Annotated in this window: 18 protein-coding genes; 4 read left to right on the top strand and 14 right to left on the bottom strand. The window is 74.0% G+C overall.

Features of this window, described 5'->3' with window-relative positions; genetic code table 11:
- Positions 1-770: 770 nt before the first annotated feature.
- From K4G22_RS05690 to K4G22_RS05680, 3 genes are all read right to left on the bottom strand, one after another.
- Positions 771-2027, bottom strand: coding sequence for an FAD-dependent oxidoreductase (locus K4G22_RS05690; RefSeq protein WP_228078575.1), 1257 nt, complete (start codon positions 2025-2027; stop codon positions 771-773).
- Positions 2028-2244: 217 nt separating this feature from the next.
- Entirely contained in the window at positions 2245-3195 is a 951-nt protein-coding gene (locus tag K4G22_RS05685; RefSeq protein WP_228078574.1) for a TIGR01777 family oxidoreductase, read from the bottom strand.
- A 17-nt stretch (positions 3196-3212) separates the two neighbouring features.
- Positions 3213-3773: a DUF4240 domain-containing protein gene (locus tag K4G22_RS05680; protein ID WP_228083961.1), complete on the bottom strand. Its 561-nt coding sequence runs from the start codon at positions 3771-3773 to the stop codon at positions 3213-3215.
- Between the two features lie 203 nt (positions 3774-3976).
- Between K4G22_RS05680 and K4G22_RS05675 the strand changes: the two genes are divergently transcribed.
- Positions 3977-4906 (top strand): SDR family oxidoreductase, encoded by a 930-nt coding sequence (locus K4G22_RS05675; RefSeq protein WP_228078573.1) that lies wholly within the window; start codon positions 3977-3979, stop codon positions 4904-4906.
- On the opposite strand, the gene K4G22_RS05670 is transcribed toward K4G22_RS05675, so the two are convergent.
- Positions 4897-5547, bottom strand: a complete 651-nt coding sequence (locus K4G22_RS05670) for a TetR/AcrR family transcriptional regulator (RefSeq protein ID WP_228078572.1) — start codon at positions 5545-5547, stop codon at positions 4897-4899. The genes K4G22_RS05675 and K4G22_RS05670 overlap by 10 nt on opposite strands.
- 166 nt (positions 5548-5713) lie before the next feature.
- Between K4G22_RS05670 and K4G22_RS05665 the strand changes: the two genes are divergently transcribed.
- The gene (locus tag K4G22_RS05665; RefSeq protein WP_228078571.1) at positions 5714-6673 is read left to right on the top strand and encodes a TIGR03620 family F420-dependent LLM class oxidoreductase; all 960 of its coding nucleotides are present in this window, start codon (positions 5714-5716) and stop codon (positions 6671-6673) included.
- 9 nt (positions 6674-6682) lie between these two features.
- On the opposite strand, the gene K4G22_RS05660 is transcribed toward K4G22_RS05665, so the two are convergent.
- The 7 genes from K4G22_RS05660 to K4G22_RS05630 form a co-directional block, all read right to left on the bottom strand.
- The gene (locus K4G22_RS05660; protein WP_228078570.1) at positions 6683-7159 is read right to left on the bottom strand and encodes a nuclear transport factor 2 family protein; all 477 of its coding nucleotides are present in this window, start codon (positions 7157-7159) and stop codon (positions 6683-6685) included.
- A 34-nt stretch (positions 7160-7193) separates the two neighbouring features.
- Positions 7194-8186 carry a helix-turn-helix transcriptional regulator gene (locus K4G22_RS05655; RefSeq protein ID WP_228078569.1) on the bottom strand — a complete coding sequence of 331 codons (993 nt, stop codon included), beginning with the start codon at positions 8184-8186 and terminating at the stop codon, positions 7194-7196.
- A gap of 376 nt (positions 8187-8562) precedes the next feature.
- The gene (locus tag K4G22_RS05650; RefSeq protein ID WP_228078568.1) at positions 8563-9186 is read right to left on the bottom strand and encodes a GntR family transcriptional regulator; all 624 of its coding nucleotides are present in this window, start codon (positions 9184-9186) and stop codon (positions 8563-8565) included.
- Between the two features lie 117 nt (positions 9187-9303).
- Positions 9304-11031: a 2-oxoglutarate dehydrogenase, E2 component, dihydrolipoamide succinyltransferase gene (gene sucB / locus K4G22_RS05645; protein ID WP_228078567.1), complete on the bottom strand. Its 1728-nt coding sequence runs from the start codon at positions 11029-11031 to the stop codon at positions 9304-9306.
- A gap of 64 nt (positions 11032-11095) precedes the next feature.
- Positions 11096-12484 carry a dihydrolipoyl dehydrogenase gene (gene lpdA / locus K4G22_RS05640; RefSeq protein ID WP_228083960.1) on the bottom strand — a complete coding sequence of 463 codons (1389 nt, stop codon included), beginning with the start codon at positions 12482-12484 and terminating at the stop codon, positions 11096-11098.
- 257 nt (positions 12485-12741) lie between these two features.
- On the bottom strand, positions 12742-14265 hold the full coding sequence (locus K4G22_RS05635) for a leucyl aminopeptidase (protein WP_228078566.1): 1524 nt from the start codon (positions 14263-14265) through the stop codon (positions 12742-12744).
- Between the two features lie 142 nt (positions 14266-14407).
- Positions 14408-15265 carry an adenosylcobinamide-GDP ribazoletransferase gene (locus tag K4G22_RS05630; protein WP_228078565.1) on the bottom strand — a complete coding sequence of 286 codons (858 nt, stop codon included), beginning with the start codon at positions 15263-15265 and terminating at the stop codon, positions 14408-14410.
- A 35-nt stretch (positions 15266-15300) separates the two neighbouring features.
- Between K4G22_RS05630 and K4G22_RS05625 the strand changes: the two genes are divergently transcribed.
- A complete protein-coding gene (locus K4G22_RS05625) occupies positions 15301-16053 on the top strand; it encodes a hypothetical protein (RefSeq protein WP_228078564.1) in 753 nt (250 codons plus the stop codon).
- A 27-nt stretch (positions 16054-16080) separates the two neighbouring features.
- On the opposite strand, the gene K4G22_RS05620 is transcribed toward K4G22_RS05625, so the two are convergent.
- The gene (locus tag K4G22_RS05620) at positions 16081-17190 is read right to left on the bottom strand and encodes a nicotinate-nucleotide--dimethylbenzimidazole phosphoribosyltransferase (RefSeq protein ID WP_228078563.1); all 1110 of its coding nucleotides are present in this window, start codon (positions 17188-17190) and stop codon (positions 16081-16083) included.
- Between the two features lie 236 nt (positions 17191-17426).
- Here K4G22_RS05620 and K4G22_RS05615 point away from each other — a divergent pair, with 236 nt between their 5' ends.
- Positions 17427-17639, top strand: a complete 213-nt coding sequence (locus K4G22_RS05615) for a hypothetical protein (RefSeq protein WP_228078562.1) — start codon at positions 17427-17429, stop codon at positions 17637-17639.
- Positions 17640-17688: 49 nt separating this feature from the next.
- Here the strand turns inward: K4G22_RS05615 and K4G22_RS05610 are convergent, their stop codons facing one another.
- On the bottom strand, positions 17689-18723 hold the full coding sequence (locus tag K4G22_RS05610) for a S1C family serine protease (protein WP_228078561.1): 1035 nt from the start codon (positions 18721-18723) through the stop codon (positions 17689-17691).
- Positions 18724-18863: 140 nt separating this feature from the next.
- Positions 18864-19460, bottom strand: coding sequence for a DUF3043 domain-containing protein (locus K4G22_RS05605; RefSeq protein ID WP_228078560.1), 597 nt, complete (start codon positions 19458-19460; stop codon positions 18864-18866).
- Positions 19461-19662 lie beyond the last annotated feature (202 nt).

The following is a 19662-nucleotide window of genomic DNA, read 5'->3' as shown; positions in this document are numbered from 1 at the left end:
GGCCCTGGCTCTGGCCGCCGTCCGGGGGGCCGGGGTGCGTTCGTCTGGATCCTCGTGGACAGCTCTCGTGACGCGGGTGCGTCGCAAGGCCCCGAGGGACTGGGGCCCGATCGTTGCTCGTACGGGTGGGGCCCGGACGAGGTCCGGGGGAGCCCTCGCGCGATCCGGTGGCCGCCTGGGGCCTGGGAGGTGCCCCCACCCGCCGGGGGCGCCGTGCCCGGGCCCGGGCGGGCTGAGCACGGCACGCCAGGTACGCCGGACGTCCCTGCCCCGGGGCGGGCTGTGCGCGGTATACCAACCGGTGGTTGGGGCGTGCCGGGTGCGTCGGGCTTCCCTGGTCGCGGCAGGGGTCGTGCGGACGGGATGCGCCCGGGGTGGTGCCGGGCATGCCGTGGTGAGCACGGGTACGCCAGCCGGCGGTCGGGGCGTGCCGGGTGCGTTGGGCTTCCCTGGTCCGGGGCGGGCTGTGCGTGGTCCACCGGCCGGTGGTTGGGGCGTGCCGGGTGCGTTGGGCTTCCCTGGTCCGGGGCGGGCTGAGCGCGGCATGTCGGCCGGCGTCGCCGCACCGGGGTGACCGGTCCCGGGGTGGTGGTGGCGGCGAGGCGGAGCGCGGGTGAGCGCCGACGCTCGGGGCTCCGGCTGCCGGGCGGGCCCGTTCCGTGACGTGGGCTGTTGCCCCGGCGAGTTCTCTCCCTTCCCCCAGGCCGCCCCGCCGCCCCCCTTGGCCCGGTCCCGGCCGGGGGCGTGGTTGCTTGGCAGCCGGGCTCCGGCTACGCCGCGTGGGTGGTGGGGAGGCCGAGGTCGGTGAGGAGGGCCTCGGTGGTGCGGCGGGCGGAGGCGAGGTCGCCGGTGATGCCGGGGGTGTCGCGGTGGTCGCCGCAGACGTACAGGCCGTCCAGCAGCCGGACCGGGCGGCGGCCGGGGTGGGGCGGGGGGAGGGCGGGGACGGCCCAGGGGTCGTGGTGGGCCGCCAGGAGCCGCCAGTCGTCGGCGGACACGCCGTACAGCTCGCCCAGTTGGGGCCGCGCGGCCTTGTCCAGCAGATCGGCTGGCTCGGCCGCCTGGGGGCCGAGGATCACGGAGGTCAGCAGGGTGAAGCCGGCGGGTGCCCGGGTGGGGTCGGCCGCCGAGGCCGCCATCGTGTGGGCCACCGGCCCCCGCGCGCCCGCCTCGACCAGCAGCGCCGGCCTGGCCACCGGCAGGGCCGGCGCCGCGTGGTGGAGGACGGTCATCTGGTGGAAGCTCGGTATCCGCAGCCCGGGCAGCAGCCGCGCCGCGGTCGCCGCGCCGGTGGCGACCACCACGGCGCGGCAGCGGAACTCCCCGTGGGACTCCGTCTCCACCACCGTGGTCGCCGCCGAGGTGACCCTGGTGCCGGTGCGGACCGAGCCGGGCGGCAGTTGGGCCGCGAGGGCCTCGGGCAGCGCGGCGGCGCCGCCCTCGGCGAGGGCCAGCCCGCGCCGCGCGAAGGCGCGGAGCACGGCGTCGCCCAGGCGGCTCGACGTGGCCAGCTCGGGGTCGTGCAGCAGCGCGGCCAGCAGTGGCCGCAGGATCTCCTCCGCGATCCTGGCGGGGATGTCCCGGCTGGTCAGGGCCTCGGCGGCGGTGACCTCCGGACGTGCGTCGAGCTGTTCGTCCGGCAGCTGGCCGAGACGCGCGAGGTTGGCGCGCAGCCACAGCTGGTCGAACGAGGCGGGGGCCGCTTCCTGGGTGTCGGCGGTGGCTCCGAGCCGCGTGGTGGGGCCGGCGCCGTGCAGCTGGACGCCGCCGGTCAGTCTGCGCAGCGGGACCTGACGCGGCAGCTCGGCCAGCGCGGGGGAGTCGGGGAAGGCGAGCTGGCTGGTGCGGTCCAGGCGGAAGCCGTCCCTGTGGTCGGTGACCAGCCGGCCGCCGATCCGGGGGGCCGCTTCGAGGACGGTCACCGCGAGCCCGGCGGCGCTCAGGCGGTGGGCCGTGGCCAGCCCGGCCGGGCCGCCTCCGATGATGACAACGTCGGTGTCCGTGCGTCGCGTTCGGCTGCTGAGCACTGGGCCTCCTGGTGAGGTGGTCGGTGCGTCGGAGCGGCTGTTCAGGCGAGTGACCGGTCGGCCTTCGTACCTGATGCCCACTGAGGGGCGAGCAATGCGTTCCGAACCGGAGCCGACCCTCTCACGCCGTACCGAAACCGACAGAGCGCATGGACCGGGCATGGGCGCACGGGGGTGGCACGGTTGCCGCCCCCAGCGTCCCGCGGCGCCTCGGAGCTCAGCGCGACGGTTCCGCCAGGGCGGCGGTGACCGCGTCCGCCACGGTCGGGTGCTGGAAGGTGAAGCCGGCGGACTGGAGCCTCGCGGGCAGCACCCGTTGGCTGCCCGTGACGTCCTGGGCGAACTCGCCGAGCACCAGGCGCAGCGCGGCAGCGGGCACGGGGAAGAGCGTCGGACGGTGCAGCACCCGGCCCATGACCTTGGTGACCTCACGGTTGGTGGCCGGGTGGGGGCCCGTGAGGTTGACGGGCCCGGCCAGCTCGTTGTCCGCCTGGAGCAGGAAGCGCAGCGCCGCCACATGGTCGGTGAGGGAGATCGCGCTCCAGTACTGTCGCCCGTTGCCGAGCCGGCCGCCCAGGCCGGCGCGGAAGATCGGGAACAACTTGCCCCAGGCGCCGCCCTTGCGGGCGACCACCAGGCCGGTCCTCAGCTGGACCGTGCGGACGCCGGCGCGCCGCGCGGGCTCGGCCGCGGCCTCCCACTCCTGCGAGAGGTCGGCGAGGAAGCCGGTGCCTGGGCCCGCGTCCTCGTCCACCGCGCGGTCCCCGGTGTAGCCGTAGTAGCCGATGGCGCTGCCGCACAGGAAGACGCGCGGCGGCGTGGGCTGGGCGGCGATGGCGTCGGCGATCGCGGTGGTGCCCAGCACCCGGCTGTCCCTGATCCGCCGCTTGTAGCCCTTGGTCCAACGGCGGTCGGAGACGCCGGCGCCGGCCAGGTGCACCACGGCGTCGCAGCCCTGGAGCGCGGCGACGTTCGCCGCCCGGTCCTGGCCGCTCGGGTCCCAGCGGGCCTCCTGGTCGTCCCGGGGCGCGCGGCGGACCAGGCGGCGCACCTCCGTGCCGCCCTGGGCGCGGAGGGAGGCGACGAGCGCGCCGCCGATCAGCCCCGAGGCGCCGGTGACCGCGACGTGTTGGGGGAGCCGGGAGGTGTACGGGGTGTCAGCTGCCATGGCGTCATCCTGGCCGATCAGACGGTGGCCGGGCCACCCGGGACGCCCGGGATGTCGGGCCTGGCGCGAAACCGCGCCCACAGCCGCGGGTAGGCGTCGGCCAGCCCGGGCTCGTCCGCCAGGTCGACGGGCTCGCCCCCTGGCTCGACGCCGGGCTCGGGCAGTCCCGGGTCGGGGAGTTCGAGGCCGGTGAGCTGCTCGTAGGCGTCGAACGCGGCGTAGCCGATCTCCTCGGCCTCGCCGTCGACGCGTTCGTCGAACGTGGGGAGCAGCTCGGCGAGCGCGTCCGCGTCGGCCAGCGCGCCCTCGAAGACGCGCCGGCCCTGGGCGATCAGCCAGCAGCGGAAGTTCTCGAAGGTGTCCTCGTCGGCGCCGCCCAGCAGCACCAGGGCGGCTCCCCTGAGGTCCCAGCGGTAGGCGCGGCTGAACCTGGTCTCGAAGTGCCGCGCGAAGTCGTGGACCGTCTCGGGGTCCAGCTCGACGAGTCGTTCCACCAGCAGCTCGGCGTGCGTGTCCGGGTCGCCGCCGGCCGCGACCCGGGTGCGGTCGATCAGCGCCCAGAACTCCGTCTCGTCCATCACGGAAACAGGATCGGTGCCGGGGCGCCCCGCCGCACGCCGGGTTCACCCGTTCGGCCGCCGGTCGGGGCGCGAAAGGGGCGAGGGTTCCCGGAAAGCCGGACAGAAGGTGTCGGGATTGGCTGTCAGGGTCGCATCCATGGGGCCGAGCGAGGCTTCGAACGGATCGACAAGTCGATCAACCGACTGTGGAGGACATGCGCGTGACGGAGCAGGACAGGCCGCTGGCCGGACGGATCGCCCTGGTGGCGGGGGCGACGCGGGGCGCGGGCCGTGCGATGGCGGTGGAGCTGGGCCGGGCGGGGGCGACCGTCTATGTCACCGGTCGCACCACCCGCTCCCGGGTGAGCGAGGTGGGGCGGACCACCGAGACCATCGAGGAGACGGGGGAGCTGGTCACGGCGGCCGGTGGCGAGGGCGTCGCCGTGCCGACCGACCATCTGGAGCAGGACCAGGTGCGGGCGCTGGTGGACCGGATCGACCGGGAGCGTGGGCGGCTCGACATCCTGGTGAACGACGTCTGGGGGGCGGACCATCTGCTGGATGTCGCCTTCGCCAGGAAGCTCTGGGAGCTGGATCTGAAGGAGGGCCTGCGGATGCTCAGGCTCGGTGTGGAGACGCACGTCGTCACCAGCTACTTCGCCCTCCCGCTGCTGATCAGGAACCCGGGCGGGCTGGTCGTCGAGGTGACGGACGGCACGGCGGAGACCAACAGCGCGTACCGCGAGCAGTTCTTCTACGACCTCGCGAAGTACGCGCCGCTGCGGATGGCGCTGGGGCTCGCCGAGGAGCTGAAGGGGTCCGACTGCACGGCGGTCTGCGTCTCGCCCGGCTTTCTGCGCTCCGAGGCGATGTTGGACACCCACTTCGAGGTCACGGAGGAGAACTGGCGCGACGGGATCGCCAAGGACCCGCACTTCGCGATCTCGGAGACGCCGACCTACCTCGGGCGCTGCGTCGCCGCGCTGGCCGCCGACCCGGAGCGGCACCGGTGGAACGGTCGCTCGCTGGACAGCGGCGGGCTGGCCAAGGAGTACGGCGTGACGGATGTGGACGGTTCGCAGCCGGACAGCTGGGCCTACATCGGCAGGGTGACGGCGGGCGAGGAGGCCGACGCGGCGGACTACCGCTGAGCCTCCCCCGGGGCGGGCCGTCGCGCCGCCGGCTCGCCCCGGGGCGAGCGGACCGCGTCGAGGACCAGCGCGAGCAGCCGCGCGGGGGGCGGCTGCCGCACGCCGCCCTCGGCGTCTCTCGCGGTCACCAGGGCGACGCCGACCACCAGGGTCAGCAGCTCGTCGACGGTGAGGTCGGGGCGGGCGGTGCCGTCCCGTTGGGCCCGGGTGAGGACGGCGTCGGCTGCGTCCCGCAGCCGCTGGTGGCAGTCGAAGCCGAGCCCGCCGGCCTCGGCCAGCAACAGGGCGCTGCCCAGGCCCTGTTGGTTGCGCGCGTGGTCGAGGAAGGCGCGCAGCCAGTCGGCGAGTGCCCGGTCGGCGTCGGGCTCGTCCCGCAGCGTTTCGGCGTGGCGGCAGAGTGTCTCGATCCGGTCGGTGAGGACGGCGGCCAGCAGCTCCGTGCGGCCGGGGAAGTGGCGGTAGAGCGTCCCCGGCCCCACGCCGGCGCGGCGGGCGATCTCGTTGAGGGAGGCGTCGGGCCCGTCCGCCGCGAAGGTCTCGCCGGCGGCGAGGAGGATGCGGGCGCGGTTGCGCCGCGCGTCCGAGCGGCGGCCGGCGGCCGACGCTCCCTCGGGGGCCTGCTCCGTCACTGCCTCGTCCATGCGCCCATCCTGCACCGCCGACGGACGGGCGCGCGCGGGGAAGGACCGGGGGGTGCTCAGCGCCGCCCATCCGGAGAGGGTCTCCGGATGGGCGGCCTTCGGATGTAGGGTGGCGCGACAGAGAATCGGAGAGGTTCTCCGTTTTCTGTTCACGAAGGAGCGGGGTATGACGGTGGGGTCAGCGGAGACGGGGACGGCGTCCTGGCGGTCGCCCGGCGGGTTCGGCTCGGTGGGTCTCTGGACGTTCGCCCTCGACGCCCAGCCGGCGGGCCGGGTGCGCGAGGCGGCGGCCGAGGTGGAGGAGCTGGGGTGGGGAGCGCTGTGGTTCGGGGAGGGGTTCGGGCGTGACTCGGTGAGCCAGGCGTGGCTGCTGCTGTCCGCGACCCGACGGCTCGCGGTCGCCTCCGGGATCGCCAACATCACGCTGCGCGACCCGATCGCCCTGGCCGGCGCGGAGCGGGCGCTGGCCGACGCCTTCCCCGGCCGCTATCTGCTGGGCCTCGGGGGCCACCGGGTGGACGACACGGTGCGTCCGCTGGACGGCTACCCCATGCCGGCCAAGGGCCACGCGATCGCCACCCTGCGCGCCTACCTCGACGCCATGGACGCCGTGCCCGCGCACGGGCCGCCCCCGGTGACCCCGCCCCGGCGGGTGCTCGCCGGGCTCGGGCCGAAGATGCTGGCGCTCGCCGCCGAACGCACGCTGGGGGCGCACCCCTACTTCGTGCCCGTCGAGCACACCCGGCGCGCGCGGGAGGTGATGGGCCCCGACGCGTTCCTCGCCGTGGAGCAGGCGGTGGTGCTCGACCGCGACCCGGGCCGGGCGCGCGAGGTGGCGACGGCCCATGTCGCCGGCTATCTGGCGGCGCCGCACCACCTGCGCAACCTGCGCGGGTTGGGCTTCACCGACGCCGATCTCGCGCCGGGACCCAGCCGGCGGCTGGTGGACGCCATCGTCGCGTACGGGGACTCGGACGCCGTCGAACGGCGGGTGCGTGGGCATCTCGCGGCTGGCGCGGATCATGTCTGTCTCCAGGTGCTGACCGCCGATCCGACGGCTCTTCCGCTGCCCGAGTGGCGGGAGTTGGCCCCGGCGTTGGTCGGCGTCGCCGCCGGGCGGGACTGACCGCCCCGGTCAACCCAGCGGCGGCGGGTCGCCGGTGTGCCAGATCGGCTCGATCGCGAGCGAGTCGAACCGCCAGCCCCCGGCCGTCCGCACCAGCGTCCCCCGCCAGTAACCGCCCACCACGAAGAGCGGGTTGGCGTCCGGGCGCCGCTCGCGCAGCGTCGAAGCGTGGTGCGCGTGGGTCATCAGCGCGTTCCATCCGGCCCGTGCCGTCGCCCCGTCCGGGGCCACCTCGACCAGCAGATCGGTGGCCTGGTGCTGGGTGCGGTCGAAGCGGCCCAGCGCCTCCGCGTTCAGCCGTGCCACCTCGGCCCTGCCCCGCGCGGCGCCGACGGGGGTGGTGAGGTGGACGTCGTCGGCGATGAACCGGGCGGTCGCCTCCTCGTCGAGCTCCCGTTGGTCGTACGAACGGAACATCCGGCTGACGAGATCGGCGATCTCCTGGCGGTCCCGAGGGTCCTGGTGTGCTGCCTCCGCTGTGGTCATGGGAGCGATCGTGCTACCTCAACCACGGTTGAGGTCAATCGCCCCGCCGCAGGTAGAGCGCCGCCGCCTCCGCCGTGGCCCGGGCGAACCGGCCGCGCAGCCCGGGCGGTTCGAGCACCTCGGCGTCCGCGCCCAGCGCCAACAGCTGCTCGAAGGCGACGTTCAGGGACTCGACGGCCAGCGTGACGGTCATCCGGCCGTCCGCGTCCGGCCCCTCCGCGTGGGCGACGGCCTCATCGGCCGCCGTCCGGTCGGTGTGGTGGCGCAGCCGCCGGACGCCGGCCTCCGTGAGCCGCAGCCGGACATGTTCGCGCAGGATCGCGCGTGCGAAGGCGGCGGCCTGTCCCGCCCAGAACGCCGGCAGGTCGAACCCCGGATCGCGGTCGAACGGGCCACCGCCGAGCGCCACTTCGGAGAACCGCGCCACCCGGTAGATCCGGTGCCCGTGGCCGTCGTCCCCCGACGGGCGCGCGGCCAGATACCAGGCGCCGGCCTTGAGCACCAGGCCGTAGGGCTCCCACTCCCGCTCCACCCCCGAACCGTCGCCCCTGCGGTAGCGTCCCCGAAACCGCAGGTCACCCCAGATGGCCTCGGCGATCAGCGGCAGTTGCTCCGGCGTCTCGGGGGCCTGCCACCAGTGCGGGGCGTCCAGATGGAAGCGCTGGGCGGCGCTTTGCTCGGCGTCCCGCAGCTCGGGCAGCAGCGCCGCCGAGACCTTGAGCCTGGCGGCCGAAGCGGTGTCCGCCAGGCCCATGTCCCGCAGCGCTGACGGGACCCCGGAGAGGAAGAGGGCCTCCGCCTCGTGGCGGCCGAGACCGGTGAGCCGGGTGCGGTAGCCGCCGACCAGCCGGTAGCCGCCCGCGCGGCCCCGGTCCGCGTAGACCGGGACGCCGGCCTCGGAGAGCGCGGCCACGTCCCTGGCCACGGTCCGCTCCGAGACCTCCAGCTCAGCCGCCAACTCCCCGGCGGTCATCGACCGTCGCGACTGCAACAACAGCAACAATCTGATCACCCGGGCCGCGCGCATCCCCCTACTCTCGCGGAGTGGGGCACGACCGTCCACGCCGGGTCCCGGCAGGCGGGACGCGCGAGGGCGGTTCGTCGGAACGGCGCGCGGGGCGGACGGGTTCTGGCAGGTTGGGCCAGTGCCTGCTTCCCGGGTCGTCGCGAGCCCGCGAAGATCGAGGAAGCCGGCCCTGACCGTGAGGGCCGGGTCCCTGGGATCGTTGGCGCGACGTTGGGGACCCGGGCCTCGGGTAGAGCCGCGCCACTGGGCAGGACAGGTGCTTGTGTGGCGCGGCTCTGTCTTCTCCGGAACTCTAAGCCTCTGATCGATGATCGATCAAAGCTTTCGGCGAAATTGACACCCTGTGCCAGGGCATAGCGGGACGAACCGGGGGAGATCAGGCACGGGGTGCACAGTTCAGGACATGATCCTTGACCAGTTGGCCGATATGTGGGTCGCGGCGCAGGAAGGCGTCGATCAGCTCCTGGTGCTCCTCGGCGTAGGAGCGCTGGCGGGTGCCGAGCCAGCGGATGGAGAGCGCCGTCCAGATCTCGATGCCCAACGACTCCCAGGTGTGCAGGAGCACGCTGTTCCCCGAGGCGCGCACCAGCGTGTGGTGGAAGGCCACGGTGTGCCCCACCTGGGCCTCCGCGTCTCCCCTCAGGTCCGCCTCGGCGAGCGCGGCCACCTCGGGCAGCAGCGCGGAGGCGTCGTCGGCCAACCGCTCGGCCGCCAGCTCCGCCGCGATCTGCTCAAGACCGGCGCGCACCGGGTAGATCTCCTCCAGATCGGCCGCGGTCAGCTTCCGCACCCGAACGCCCTTGTTGGGGGCCGATTCGATCAGCCGGAGCGTCTCCAGCTCGCGCAGGGCCTCCCGCACCGGCGTCTGGCTCACCTCCAGCTCGACCGCGATCCTGCGCTCCACGATCCGCTCGCCCGGCTGCCAGCGCCCGCTGACGATGCCCTCCACGATGTGCTCGCGGATGCGCTGCCGCAGCGAGGGGACGATGGGCCGGCTCATGGCATGCTCCTGTCCGGCCCTCGGGGGCCGCACCGCTGTTGACCTTTTCTTGACCCCCCGGGACAACGGGCCGCGCCCCGCCCGAACTGCTTCGGGCGGGGCGCGGCCTGCGTCGGCTCAGAGGCCGAGTTCACCCTCGAAGGCGCCGGCTTCCAGCCGGACCTTGATCTCCGTCAGATAGCGGGCCGCGTCGGCGCCGTCCACCAACTGGTGGTCGTAGGACAGCGTCAGGTACACCATGTCGCGGATCGCGATCGTCTCGCCCAGATCCGGGTGGTCGACCACCACGGGCCGGCGCACGGTGGCCCCGATGCCCAACTCGGCGACCTGCGGGTAGTTCACGATGATCGTGTCGAACAGCGCACCGCGCGAACCGGTGTTGCTGATCGTGAACGTGCCGCCCGCCATGTCGTCGGGGGCCAGCCCGCCCTTGCGGACCTTGCCCGCCAACTCGGCGGTCTTCTTGGCGATCCCGGCCAGGCTCAGATCCCCGGCGTTCTTGATCACCGGGACCATCAGGCCCTTCTCGGAGTCCACCGCGATGCCCACGTTCTCGACATCGTGGTAGGTGATGGTGCCGTCGTCGTTGATCTTGGCGTTGATCACCGGGTGCACCTTGAGCGCCTCGGCCGCCGCCTTCACGAAGAACGGCATGGGGGAGAGCTTGACCCCCTCGCGGGCCAGGAAGGACTCCTTGGCCTGCGCGCGGAGCCGCATCACCCGGGTGACGTCGACCTCGACCACCGAGGACAGCTGCGCCTGGTTCTGTAGGGCGCGGATCATGTTCTCGCCGATCACCTTGCGGATGCGCGGCATCTTGACCGTCTGGCCGCGCAGCGGCGAGGGCTGGGCCGGGGCGGGCGCCTTGGCGGCCGGGGCCGCCGACGGAGCCTTGGCGGCTGCGGCCTTCGCGGCCTCGGCGGCGGCGAGCACATCCTGCTTGCGGATGCGACCGCCGACGCCCGAGCCCTTGACCTGGGCCAGGTCGACGCCGTTCTCGCTGGCCAACTTGCGCACCAGCGGGGTGACATAGGCGCCGTCAGCGCTCGGCGCGGCCGTGGCCCTGGGGGCGACGGCGGGAGCCGGGGCCGGGGCCGGGGCGGGGGCCGCCTGCGGCTTCGGCGGCGCCGGGGCGGGCGGGGGCTTGGGCGCCTCGGCCTGCGCCGGCTTGGGCGCCGGGGCGGGCTCGGGTGCGGGCTCGGGCGGGGCGGGAGCGGCGGCGGCGGCGCCGGCGGCACCGATCACGCCGAGCTTCGCGCCGACCTCGGCCGTCTCGTCCTCGCCGACCGTGATCTCCAGCAGGGTGCCGGCGGTCGGTGCCGGGATCTCGGTGTCGACCTTGTCGGTCGAGACCTCCAGCAGCGGCTCGTCGGCCTCGACCTCCTCGCCGACCTCCTTCAGCCAGCGGGTGACGGTGCCCTCGGTGACGCTCTCGCCGAGCGCGGGGAGCAGCACCTCGGTGCCCTCGGCCGCGCCGCCCGAGGGGGCGCTCGCCGGCGCGGGAGCCGCCGGCGCGGCCGGGGCCTCGGCCTGGGCCGGCTCGGGCGCCGGCGCGGCCTCGGGGGCGGACTCGGCCGCGGGCGCCGGCGTGGCCGCCGGGGCGCCCGAGCCGTCGTCGATCACGGCCAGCTCGGCGCCGACCTCGACTGTCTCGTCCTCGGCCACCTTGATGGCCGACAGAACACCGGCGGTCGGTGCGGGGATCTCGGTGTCGACCTTGTCGGTCGAGACCTCCAGCAGCGGCTCGTCGGCCTCGACATGGTCGCCTTCGGCCTTCAGCCAGCGGGTGACGGTGCCCTCGGTCACGCTCTCGCCGAGCGCCGGAAGGGTTACGGAAACCGCCATGGTTTCTGTTGCTCCTTACGAAATGTGGCAGTGGGTTACGCGCGCTCTGGGGTACGCGGCCAGGTCAGTCGTGGGAATGCAGCGGCTTGCCGGCCAGGGCCAGATGGGCCTCGCCCAGCGCCTCGTTCTGAGTCGGGTGTGCGTGGATGAGCTGCGCCACCTCGGCGGGCAGCGCCTCCCAGTTGTAGATCAGCTGGGCCTCGCCCACCTGCTCGCCGAGCCGGTCACCCACCATGTGCACGCCGACGACGGCTCCGTCCCTGACCCGCACGAGCTTGATCTCGCCCGCCGTCTTCAGGATCTTGCTCTTGCCGTTGCCCGCGAGGTTGTACTTCAGGGTGACCACCTGGTCGGCACCGTACAGCTCCTTGGCGCGCGCCTCGGTGACCCCCACCGAGGCCACCTCCGGGTGGCAGTACGTCACCCGGGGCACCCCGTCGTAGTCGATCGGGACGGGGGAGAGCCCCGCCAGCCGCTCCGCCACCAGGATGCCCTCGGCGAAGCCCACATGGGCCAGCTGGAGGGTGGGGATCAGATCCCCCACGGCGGAGATGGTGGGGACGTTCGTCCGGCAGTACTCGTCGACCTGGACGAAGCCGCGGTCCGTCGCGACCCCGGCCTCCTCGTAGCCGAGGCCCTGCGAGACCGGGCCGCGGCCGATGGCCACCAGCAGCACCTCGGCCTCGTAGGTCTTCCCGTTCTCCAGGGTGACCCGCACACCACTGTCGGTGTACTCGGCGTTCTTGAAGAAGGAGCCGAGCGAGAACGCGATACCGCGCTTGCGGAAGGCGCGCTCCAGCAGCTTGGAGCTGTTCTCGTCCTCAACGGGCACCAGGTGCTTCATGCCCTCGACGATGGTCACGTCGGCGCCGAAGGACTTCCAGACCGAGGCGAACTCGACGCCGATCACGCCGCCGCCCAGCACGATGGCCGACTTGGGCACCCGGTCCAGGACCAGGGCGTGGTCGGAGGAGATGATCCGGTCGCCGTCTATCGTCAGGCCCGGCAGGGACCTGGGCACCGAGCCCGTGGCCAGCAGCACGTGCCGGCCGGTGTAACGCTGTCCGTTCACATCGACCGAGGTGGGGGAGGAGAGCCGGCCCTCGCCCTCCACATAGGTGATCTTGCGGGAGGCGACCAGCCCCTGAAGCCCCTTGTAGAGGCCGGAGACCACGCCGTCCTTGTACTTGTGGACGCCCGCGATGTCGATGCCGTCGAAGGTCGACCGCACGCCGAACTCGGCGCCCTCACGGGCCGCGTCCGCGATCTCGCCGGCGTGCAGCAGGGCTTTGGTGGGAATACAACCCTGGTGCAGACAGGTGCCGCCCAGCTTGTTCTTCTCGATCAGGGCCACGTCCAGACCCAGCTGGGAGGCGCGCAGGGCCGCGGCGTAACCACCGCTGCCGCCTCCGAGGATCACTAGGTCGAAAACGGTGCCGGCGTCGTTCGCCACGTCACGTTCCTCCATGGATGGGGTACACCTGCCGGTCCGCGCCGACCGGTCGGTGTCGTCTGTGGGCCGCGGGTAGTGCGGCTTGTTGTGGCTCGCCTGGGTGGTTGAGCCTGGCCCTGTCCTGCCGGAACACCATCTTCGCACCTGCCGGACGGTGGTGGGACGGCGGGCTGGTGACGACCGCCACACCTGGCGCCCGTCGTGACGGCCGCTCCAGCCCGCGTCCCGTCCCGGCCCGCTCCGGGCCGGTGGGCACGTCAGCCCAGGTCACCGTCCTCGGCGCGCTCAGCGAGCCGCAACAGGGTGCGGATCGCCACGCCCGTGCCGCCCTTGGGCGTGTAGCCGTGCGGGGAACCGTCGTTGAACGCCGGGCCCGCGATGTCGAGGTGTGCCCAGCGCACGTCGTCCGTGACGAACTCCCGCAGGAAGTGGCCGGCGAACAGCCCGCCGCCCATCCGGCCTGCGACGTTCTGGAGGTCGGCGACCGGCGACTTCAGGCCATCGGCGAGCTCGGCCGGCATCGGCATCGGCCAGGACGCCTCGCCGACCTCGGTCGCCGTCTCGTGCACCAGGTCGCGGAACTCGTCCGTGCCCAGCACCCCCATGGTGCGCTCGCCGAGCGCCACCACCATCGCGCCCGTCAACGTGGCCACGTCGACCAGCGCGTCGGGGCTCTCCTCGCACGCCTTCACCAACGCGTCGCCCAGCACCAGCCGGCCCTCGGCGTCGGTGTTCAGCACCTCGACCGTCTTCCCGCCGTACATGGTGAGCACGTCGCCAGGACGGGCCGCCGTGCCCGACGGCATGTTCTCCGCCAGCGCCAGCCAGCCGGTCACATGGACCGCGAGCCCCAGCCGGGCCGCCGCCAGCACCGCCGCGTACACGGCGGCGGCGCCGCTCATGTCGCACTTCATCGTCTCGTTGTGGCCGGCCGGCTTCAGCGAGATGCCGCCCGAGTCATAGGTGATGCCCTTGCCGACCAGCGCCAGCGTCCTGGTGGCCCCGGGGGCGCGGTAGGCGATCCGCACCAGCCGGGGCGGGTTCCCCGAGCCCTGGCCCACGCCCAGCAGCCCGCCGAAGCCGCCCTCGGCCAGCGCCTCCTCGTCCCACACCTCGACCTCCACGCCGAAGCCCGGCGCCGCCGCCACCACCGCGTCGGCGAAGACCGTGGGATTCAGCGCGTTGGGCGGGGTGTTGATCAGGTCGCGCGCCCTGCCCACCTCCTCGGCCAGCACCAACGCCCGCTGCGCTGCCGTGGTGTGGGCGTCGTCGGCCGCGCCCTCGTCCAGCACGGTCACCTGGCTCAGCGGCGCGCTGTCGGCGCCGTCGAACTCCCGGCCGCGGAACGCCGTGAACGCGTACGCGCCCAGCAGCGCGCCCTCGGAGACCGCCGCCACCGCGGCGACGTCCGCCACCGGCAGCGCGAACGCCGCGTGCGTGGTGCCGGCCAGCGCCCTGGCCGCGGCGCCCGCCGCGCGGCGCAACGTCTCGGGGTCGAACGCGCCCCCCTCGTCGGGGACGGCGCCCAGGCCGACGGCGAGCACCAGCGGGGCGGCCACGCCTTCGGGCGAGGCGACCTTGGTGACCTCGTTCGCACCGCCCTTCGCGCCGAGGGTCTTCAGGGTCGCTGCCAGCGTCCCGCCGGCGGCGGCGTCCACGGCGGCGGCCGGCGCCGAGCCGGCGGCCAACACGGGCCCCGACTCGCCCTTGGCGACGCCGATGACGACGGCGTCCGCCGGGACGGTCGCCGCGGAGAGGTTGCTGAGCGTCAGTGCAGTCACGGTGATGGGGTTCCGTCCTCGTGTACGTGGTGTGCTGGTGGGGTCGGTGTGACCGGAGAACGGCTGGAAGGACCCCAAAAGGGGGCCGGCGCCCGGCCATCCGGCACAGAAGACTACGCCGCGCCCGCCGGGGGCCAGGGGATCAGGTCGCGCCCACCACGAGGGTGACCAGGACCACGGCCGTCGCCGTCTCGCTCACCGCGCCCAACACCTCGCCGGTCAGCCCACCCAGCCGGCCGCGCGCCTGCCAGAGCACCAACTCGGCGGCGGTCAGCCCCAACACCACCGCGCTCGCCCCGACCACCGCGCCCGCGCCCGGCTCCCCCGCCGTCCACGCGCCGGCCGCGCCGGCGACGACGACCGCCAGCGCGGCCAGCAGCACCGCCGCCCCCGTCGACACGGAACGGGCCACCAGCGCACCCAGCTCCGCCGGCCCGCCCGACCCCGCCGGCGGCAGCTCGCGACAGGCCCAGGCCACCGCGGTGCGCGAGGTGAACACGGCGACGACGACCGACATCGCCGCGTAGTCCCGGCCCTCGCCCGCCAGTTCGTGCACGGCGGCGATCTGGGTCAGCACGGCGAACAGCAGCGCCAGCACCCCGAGCCGGCCCACGCCGGGGCCGCGCGCGATCCGCCGCGCCTCGTCCGCCGGCCGATCGCCGGCGAGCGCGTCGGCGACCCCGGCCAGCCCTTCGAGCGCGACACCCCGGGTCAGCAGCGCCAACACGGCGAGAGTCAGCACGGCCGTGAGCAGCCAGCCGGCCTTGAGGACCAGCAGCACCCAGCACAGCCCGCCGGCCGCCAGGCCCAGGGCGAGACCGACCAGCGGCGCCAGCCGCATCCCCAGCGCGGCCACCGCCCGCTCGCGGAGCGGGGCGCCGACCGGCAGCGCCGTCATGGTGCCGAAGGCGAAGCGCAGCCCCTCGCGGGGTGCCGCCATCCCGGTGGTCGGCGGTGGTCCTGGCGGCGGCAGGGGAGGTAGCGGCGGCGTGGCGTTCATCAGTCCGCAGCGTAGCGCCGGAACGCTGATCGGTCATGGGCGACTGGTGGTATCGCAACATCGTGGAACCGGGCAAGCTGCCGCTGCTGCTCGCCCTGTTGGCCTTCGTGCTGACCTTTCTGATCACCCGCTGCGTGACCAGGCTGATCCGGGCGGGCAAGGGCCCGTTCCACGACATCTCGGCCGGCGGCCACCATGTGCACCATGTGGTGCCCGGGGTGGTGCTGATGCTGGTGGGCGGCTTCGGCGGGGTGGCCACCGGCGGGCGCGGCTGGGCGGCCTTCCTGCTGGCCGCGGTCTTCGGCATCGGCGCTGGGCTCGTACTGGACGAGTTCGCGCTGCTCCTCTACATGCAGGACGTGTACTGGTCCGAACGCGGCCGGCAGAGCGTCGAGGTCGTGCTGCTGACCACCGCCCTGGGCGGGATGCTGCTGGTCGGCTTCCTGCCGCTGGGCGTCGACGGCCTCTCGCCGGACGACAGGGACGACCGGGGCAACCTGATCGGCACGCTGCTGCTGCACTTCGTCTGCGCGCTGGTCTGCCTCGTCAAGGGCAAGCCCAAACTGGCCGTGTTCGGCGTGCTGGTGCCGGTGATCTCGATCGTCGGCGCGCTGCGCCTGGCCAGGCCCGACTCGCCCTGGGCGAAACGGCTCTACCGCCGCCGCCCGCGCACCGTACGCCGCGCGGAGCGGCGCGCGCGGCGGCACGACGCCCGCTGGGCCGGCCCCACCCGCCGCCTCCAGGACCTGGTGGGCGGCACCCCCACCGGCGAACGGGAGGGAACGTGAGACGCGGCCCGACCGGCTGACGGAACGTCAGCCGGCCGCACCGCCGGCGACCGTCTCCGGCTCGCCCTCCGGCTCGTCGGCCGGCTCCTCGCGCACCGGCAGCTCCGCCGCCAGCGCGGCAGCCGCGCGGACCAGGGGGAACGCCAGCAGCGCGCCGCTGCCCTCGCCGGCCGTCACGCCGTGGTCGAGCAGCGGCACCAGGGTCATCCGGTCCAACGCCTTGGCCTGCGCCGGCTCGCCGCTCACCTGCCCGGCCAGCCACCAGTCGGGCGCGCGGAACGCCACCCGCTGGCCGACCAGCGCGCAGGCCACCGACACCACGCCGTCCAGGACGACCGGGGTGCGGCGCACCGCGCACTGCAACAGGAAGCCCGTCATCGCCGTCAGATCGGCCCCGCCCAGCGCGCCGAGCAGCCGGAGCTGGTCCCCCAGCACGGGGCGGGCGCGCCGCAGCCCGTCCCTGATCGCGGCGCACTTGCGCATCCAGGTCAGATCGTCGATCCGCACCGCGCCGCGCCCGGTGACCACCGAGGCGTCCGTGCCGCAGAGAGCGGCGATCAGCGCGCCGGCCGCCGTGGTGCCACCGACCGAGAGATCGCCGAGGACCAGCAGATCGGTGCCCGAGTCCGCCTCCTCGTCCGCGATGGCCATCCCGGCGCGGAACGCGGCCTCCGTCTCCTCCTCGGTGAGCGTGTCCTCGATGTCGAGACGCCCCGAGCCGCGCCGCACCCGGTGCCGCGTGACCTCGGTGGGGAACGCGTCCTCTGGGCAGTCGACGGACATGTCGACCACCCGCAGCGGCACGCCCGCCTGACGGGCCAACACGGCCGCCGGGCTGACGCCGTCCAGGACCGCCCGCACCAGGTCGGCCGTCCCGCCGGGCCGCCGCCCTGACACGCCGAGCTCGGCGACGCCGTGATCGCCGGCGAACAGCAGCGCCCTGGGCTGCTCGATCGGCCGCACCGGCACCTGGCCCTGGGCCGCGGCCAGCCAGGCGCCGACCTCGTCCAGCCGGCCGAGCGCCTTGGGCGGCACCGTCAACGTGGCCCGGTGCCGCTCCGCCAGGCGGCGCAGGCGTGAGCTGGGACGTTCGATCAGTTCGCCGAAGTCGTCGAGTCGCAGACCACCCTCACTCATGCGCACGAGACTACCGCCGTGCCCGCCGCGTCCGGCGCCCGCACGGGGCGTGCGACCATCTGCCCGGCGCGCACGAGGAGTTCGCGCCGGGGGGCGGCCTCGTTCGCCCGCGTGGTCGGGGTGGTGCGGAAGCACGCGGGGTGCGCCTGTTCGCATCGCGCGCGGTGGTGCGTCCTGGCGCGAGGCGTGATTTAGTCTGCGAGCAAGGCAGTCACGGCGGTGAGTGGAGGCTTCGCATGGCCTGGGAGTGGCGCTTCGAGAGGGCGGACGGCTCGACGACCGAACCGCCGCAGGATCCGGGGGACTTCGGCACCCAGGGCGACGCGGAGTCCTGGATCGGCGAGATCTGGCCGGAACTGATCGACGGGGGCATCGACCAGGTGACCCTGCTGGAGGACGGCAGCAAGGTGTACGGGCCGATGAGCCTGCACGGCGCCGCCGACGACTGACCGGTCGGCGACCGATCCACCGACTCGGCGGCGGGGCCGCCCGGGGAGGTCACGCCTCGCCCAGCGTGACCTCGGCGCCCCGCCGCTCGTCGTTGCGCAGATACCGCACCTCCACGTCGCGCCCGGGGCGCTGCGTGGCCAGCGCCTCGGCCAGCGAGACCACATCGGTCACCTCCTCGCCCGCCAACTCCACCAGCACATCGCCGGCCCGCAGCCCCGCGCGGTCGGCTGGGCCGCCCTCGGTGACCTCCACGACGGCGGCCCCGGCCGGCTGGAAGCCGTCGCCCAGCACGGTGCGCACCGAGATCCCCAGCGCGGCCCGGCCCGAGTCCACCACCCGGCCGTGCTCGATCATCTGGTCCGCCAGAAAGGTCACCGTGGAGGCCGGGATCGCGAAGCCGATGCCGGGCGCCTGCCCGCCGCCCATCCCCGGGTCGCGGGCGGCGAGCGTGGGGATGCCCACCACCTGCCCCGAGAGGTTGACCAGCGCGCCGCCGCTGTTCCCCGGGTTGATCGCGGCCGAGGTCTGCACCATGTTGCCCAGCGTCGCCTCGCCCTCGCCCTCGCTGACCGCGCGGCCGACCGCGGAGACGATGCCCTGGGTGACGCTTGAGGCCAGCCCCAGCGGGTTGCCCATCGCCAGCACGATCTGGCCGACCGCCACCTTGGACGAGTCGCCGAAGGTGGCGGGACGCAGCCTGTCCGGCGGGTCGGACAGCTCGATCACCGCGAGGTCCTGCTCCGGGTAGGAACTCACCAGCACCGCGTCCAGGGGCTGTCGACCGGTCGCCAGGGTGACCTGGAACGCGTCCTCGCGGCCGACCACATGCGCGTTGGTGACGATATGGCCCGCGTCGTCGTAGAGCACCCCCGAGCCCTGCTGGTCCGAGGTGGTGATCTGCACGACGGACGGCAGCACCTCGTTGACCACGTCCTGGTAGGTGCGCTCCAGCTCCCCGGTCACGGTGGGCTCGGGCGCCTCCACCCGCTGCTCGGGGCCCGAGCCGGCGGCGTCGCCGGTGCAGCCGGCGATCAGTGCGCAGAGAAGGACAACGGTGGGACGAAACGGGTGCGGGGTGGCCATAACGGGCATTGTGGCCGCTGCCCCGCCGCCGGCGGCGGAGGGCAGCTAGGGTGCGTCGTTTGGATCTTCGCGAGCCCGCGAAGATCCAAACGACGTGCCCTAGGCCGTTCGGGGCCACTGTCCTCCGCCCGCGGCCCGCGTCAGCGCGGCGGCTCGCCGCGCTTGACCTGGGCCCTGGGCAGCCGCATCCGCCGCATCTGCAGGGTGCGCATCAGGGCGTAGGCCTTGGCGCCGCGCAGGCTCTCGTCGGGGAAGCGCTCCGTCAGCTGCCGCTTCAACTTCCTGGTGAGCAGGATCGAGTCGAAGACGATGCCCAGGATGACGCCCATCCACAGCAGCAGGGCGATGTTCTTGGCCGCGATGGACGGCACCATGCTCATCACCAGGATCAGCACGGCGATGGGCAGGAAGTACTCGGCGATGTGCCACTTGCCGTCCACATAGTCCCGCGCGTAGCGGCGGACCGGGCCCCGGTCGCGCACCGGGAGGTGCCGCTCCTCGCCGGTCAGCAGCGCCTGGCGCTGCTTGTCCAGTGCCTCGCGGCGCAGCTTCTTGGTGCGCTGGGCGGCCTCCTTGCGGCTGGTCGCCGGCTTGGCGACAGCCTTGCGCAGGGCCTCGGCCTCGCTGCGCTTGGGCGTGGGACGACCCTTGGGCGCCTGTGGGTCACGGCCCGACGGAGCCTCGGGCTCGCTCCGCGACTCCGTCTTGGCGTCTTCTTTGGCACGACTTCGGAACACGTTCACCAGCCTACGGTCTGTTCGGCGCGTCTCGGCCGGGGCCCCGGGGAACGATCCTGCAACGTCCCCGGTGGGGCGCCGCATGGCGTCCCGCCTACTCCCAGGGCGGGAGAGCCGTGGACAGTGATCGTCCTTGGGGAGGAGTCATTCCCGGCCGAGCGGTGCGCTAATGGATACCGGCCCCGTAGGGTAGTAGGGGATC

The sequence above is a fragment of the Streptomyces profundus genome (assembly GCF_020740535.1).
GTDB classification, from domain to species: domain Bacteria; phylum Actinomycetota; class Actinomycetes; order Streptomycetales; family Streptomycetaceae; genus Streptomyces; species Streptomyces profundus.
The sequence above is the reverse complement of the archived record's forward strand: the minus strand, read 5'-3'. Positions and strand labels throughout refer to the sequence as shown.

Coding starts and splice junctions, on each gene's coding strand:
- K4G22_RS05670 (WP_228078572.1), bottom strand. CDS start 5,547: ATGGACGAGGCAGTGACGGAGCAGGCCCCCGAGGGAGCGTCGGCCGCC.
- K4G22_RS05610 (WP_228078561.1), bottom strand. CDS start 18,723: ATGGCCACCCCGCACCCGTTTCGTCCCACCGTTGTCCTTCTCTGCGCA.
- K4G22_RS05620 (WP_228078563.1), bottom strand. CDS start 17,190: ATGAGTGAGGGTGGTCTGCGACTCGACGACTTCGGCGAACTGATCGAA.
- K4G22_RS05655 (WP_228078569.1), bottom strand. CDS start 8,186: ATGCGCGCGGCCCGGGTGATCAGATTGTTGCTGTTGTTGCAGTCGCGA.
- K4G22_RS05660 (WP_228078570.1), bottom strand. CDS start 7,159: ATGACCACAGCGGAGGCAGCACACCAGGACCCTCGGGACCGCCAGGAG.
- sucB (WP_228078567.1), bottom strand. CDS start 11,031: ATGGCGGTTTCCGTAACCCTTCCGGCGCTCGGCGAGAGCGTGACCGAG.
- K4G22_RS05625 (WP_228078564.1), top strand. CDS start 15,301: ATGGGCGACTGGTGGTATCGCAACATCGTGGAACCGGGCAAGCTGCCG.
- K4G22_RS05685 (WP_228078574.1), bottom strand. CDS start 3,195: ATGGCAGCTGACACCCCGTACACCTCCCGGCTCCCCCAACACGTCGCG.
- K4G22_RS05650 (WP_228078568.1), bottom strand. CDS start 9,186: ATGAGCCGGCCCATCGTCCCCTCGCTGCGGCAGCGCATCCGCGAGCAC.
- K4G22_RS05665 (WP_228078571.1), top strand. CDS start 5,714: ATGACGGTGGGGTCAGCGGAGACGGGGACGGCGTCCTGGCGGTCGCCC.
- K4G22_RS05615 (WP_228078562.1), top strand. CDS start 17,427: ATGGCCTGGGAGTGGCGCTTCGAGAGGGCGGACGGCTCGACGACCGAA.
- K4G22_RS05680 (WP_228083961.1), bottom strand. CDS start 3,773: ATGGACGAGACGGAGTTCTGGGCGCTGATCGACCGCACCCGGGTCGCG.
- K4G22_RS05630 (WP_228078565.1), bottom strand. CDS start 15,265: ATGAACGCCACGCCGCCGCTACCTCCCCTGCCGCCGCCAGGACCACCG.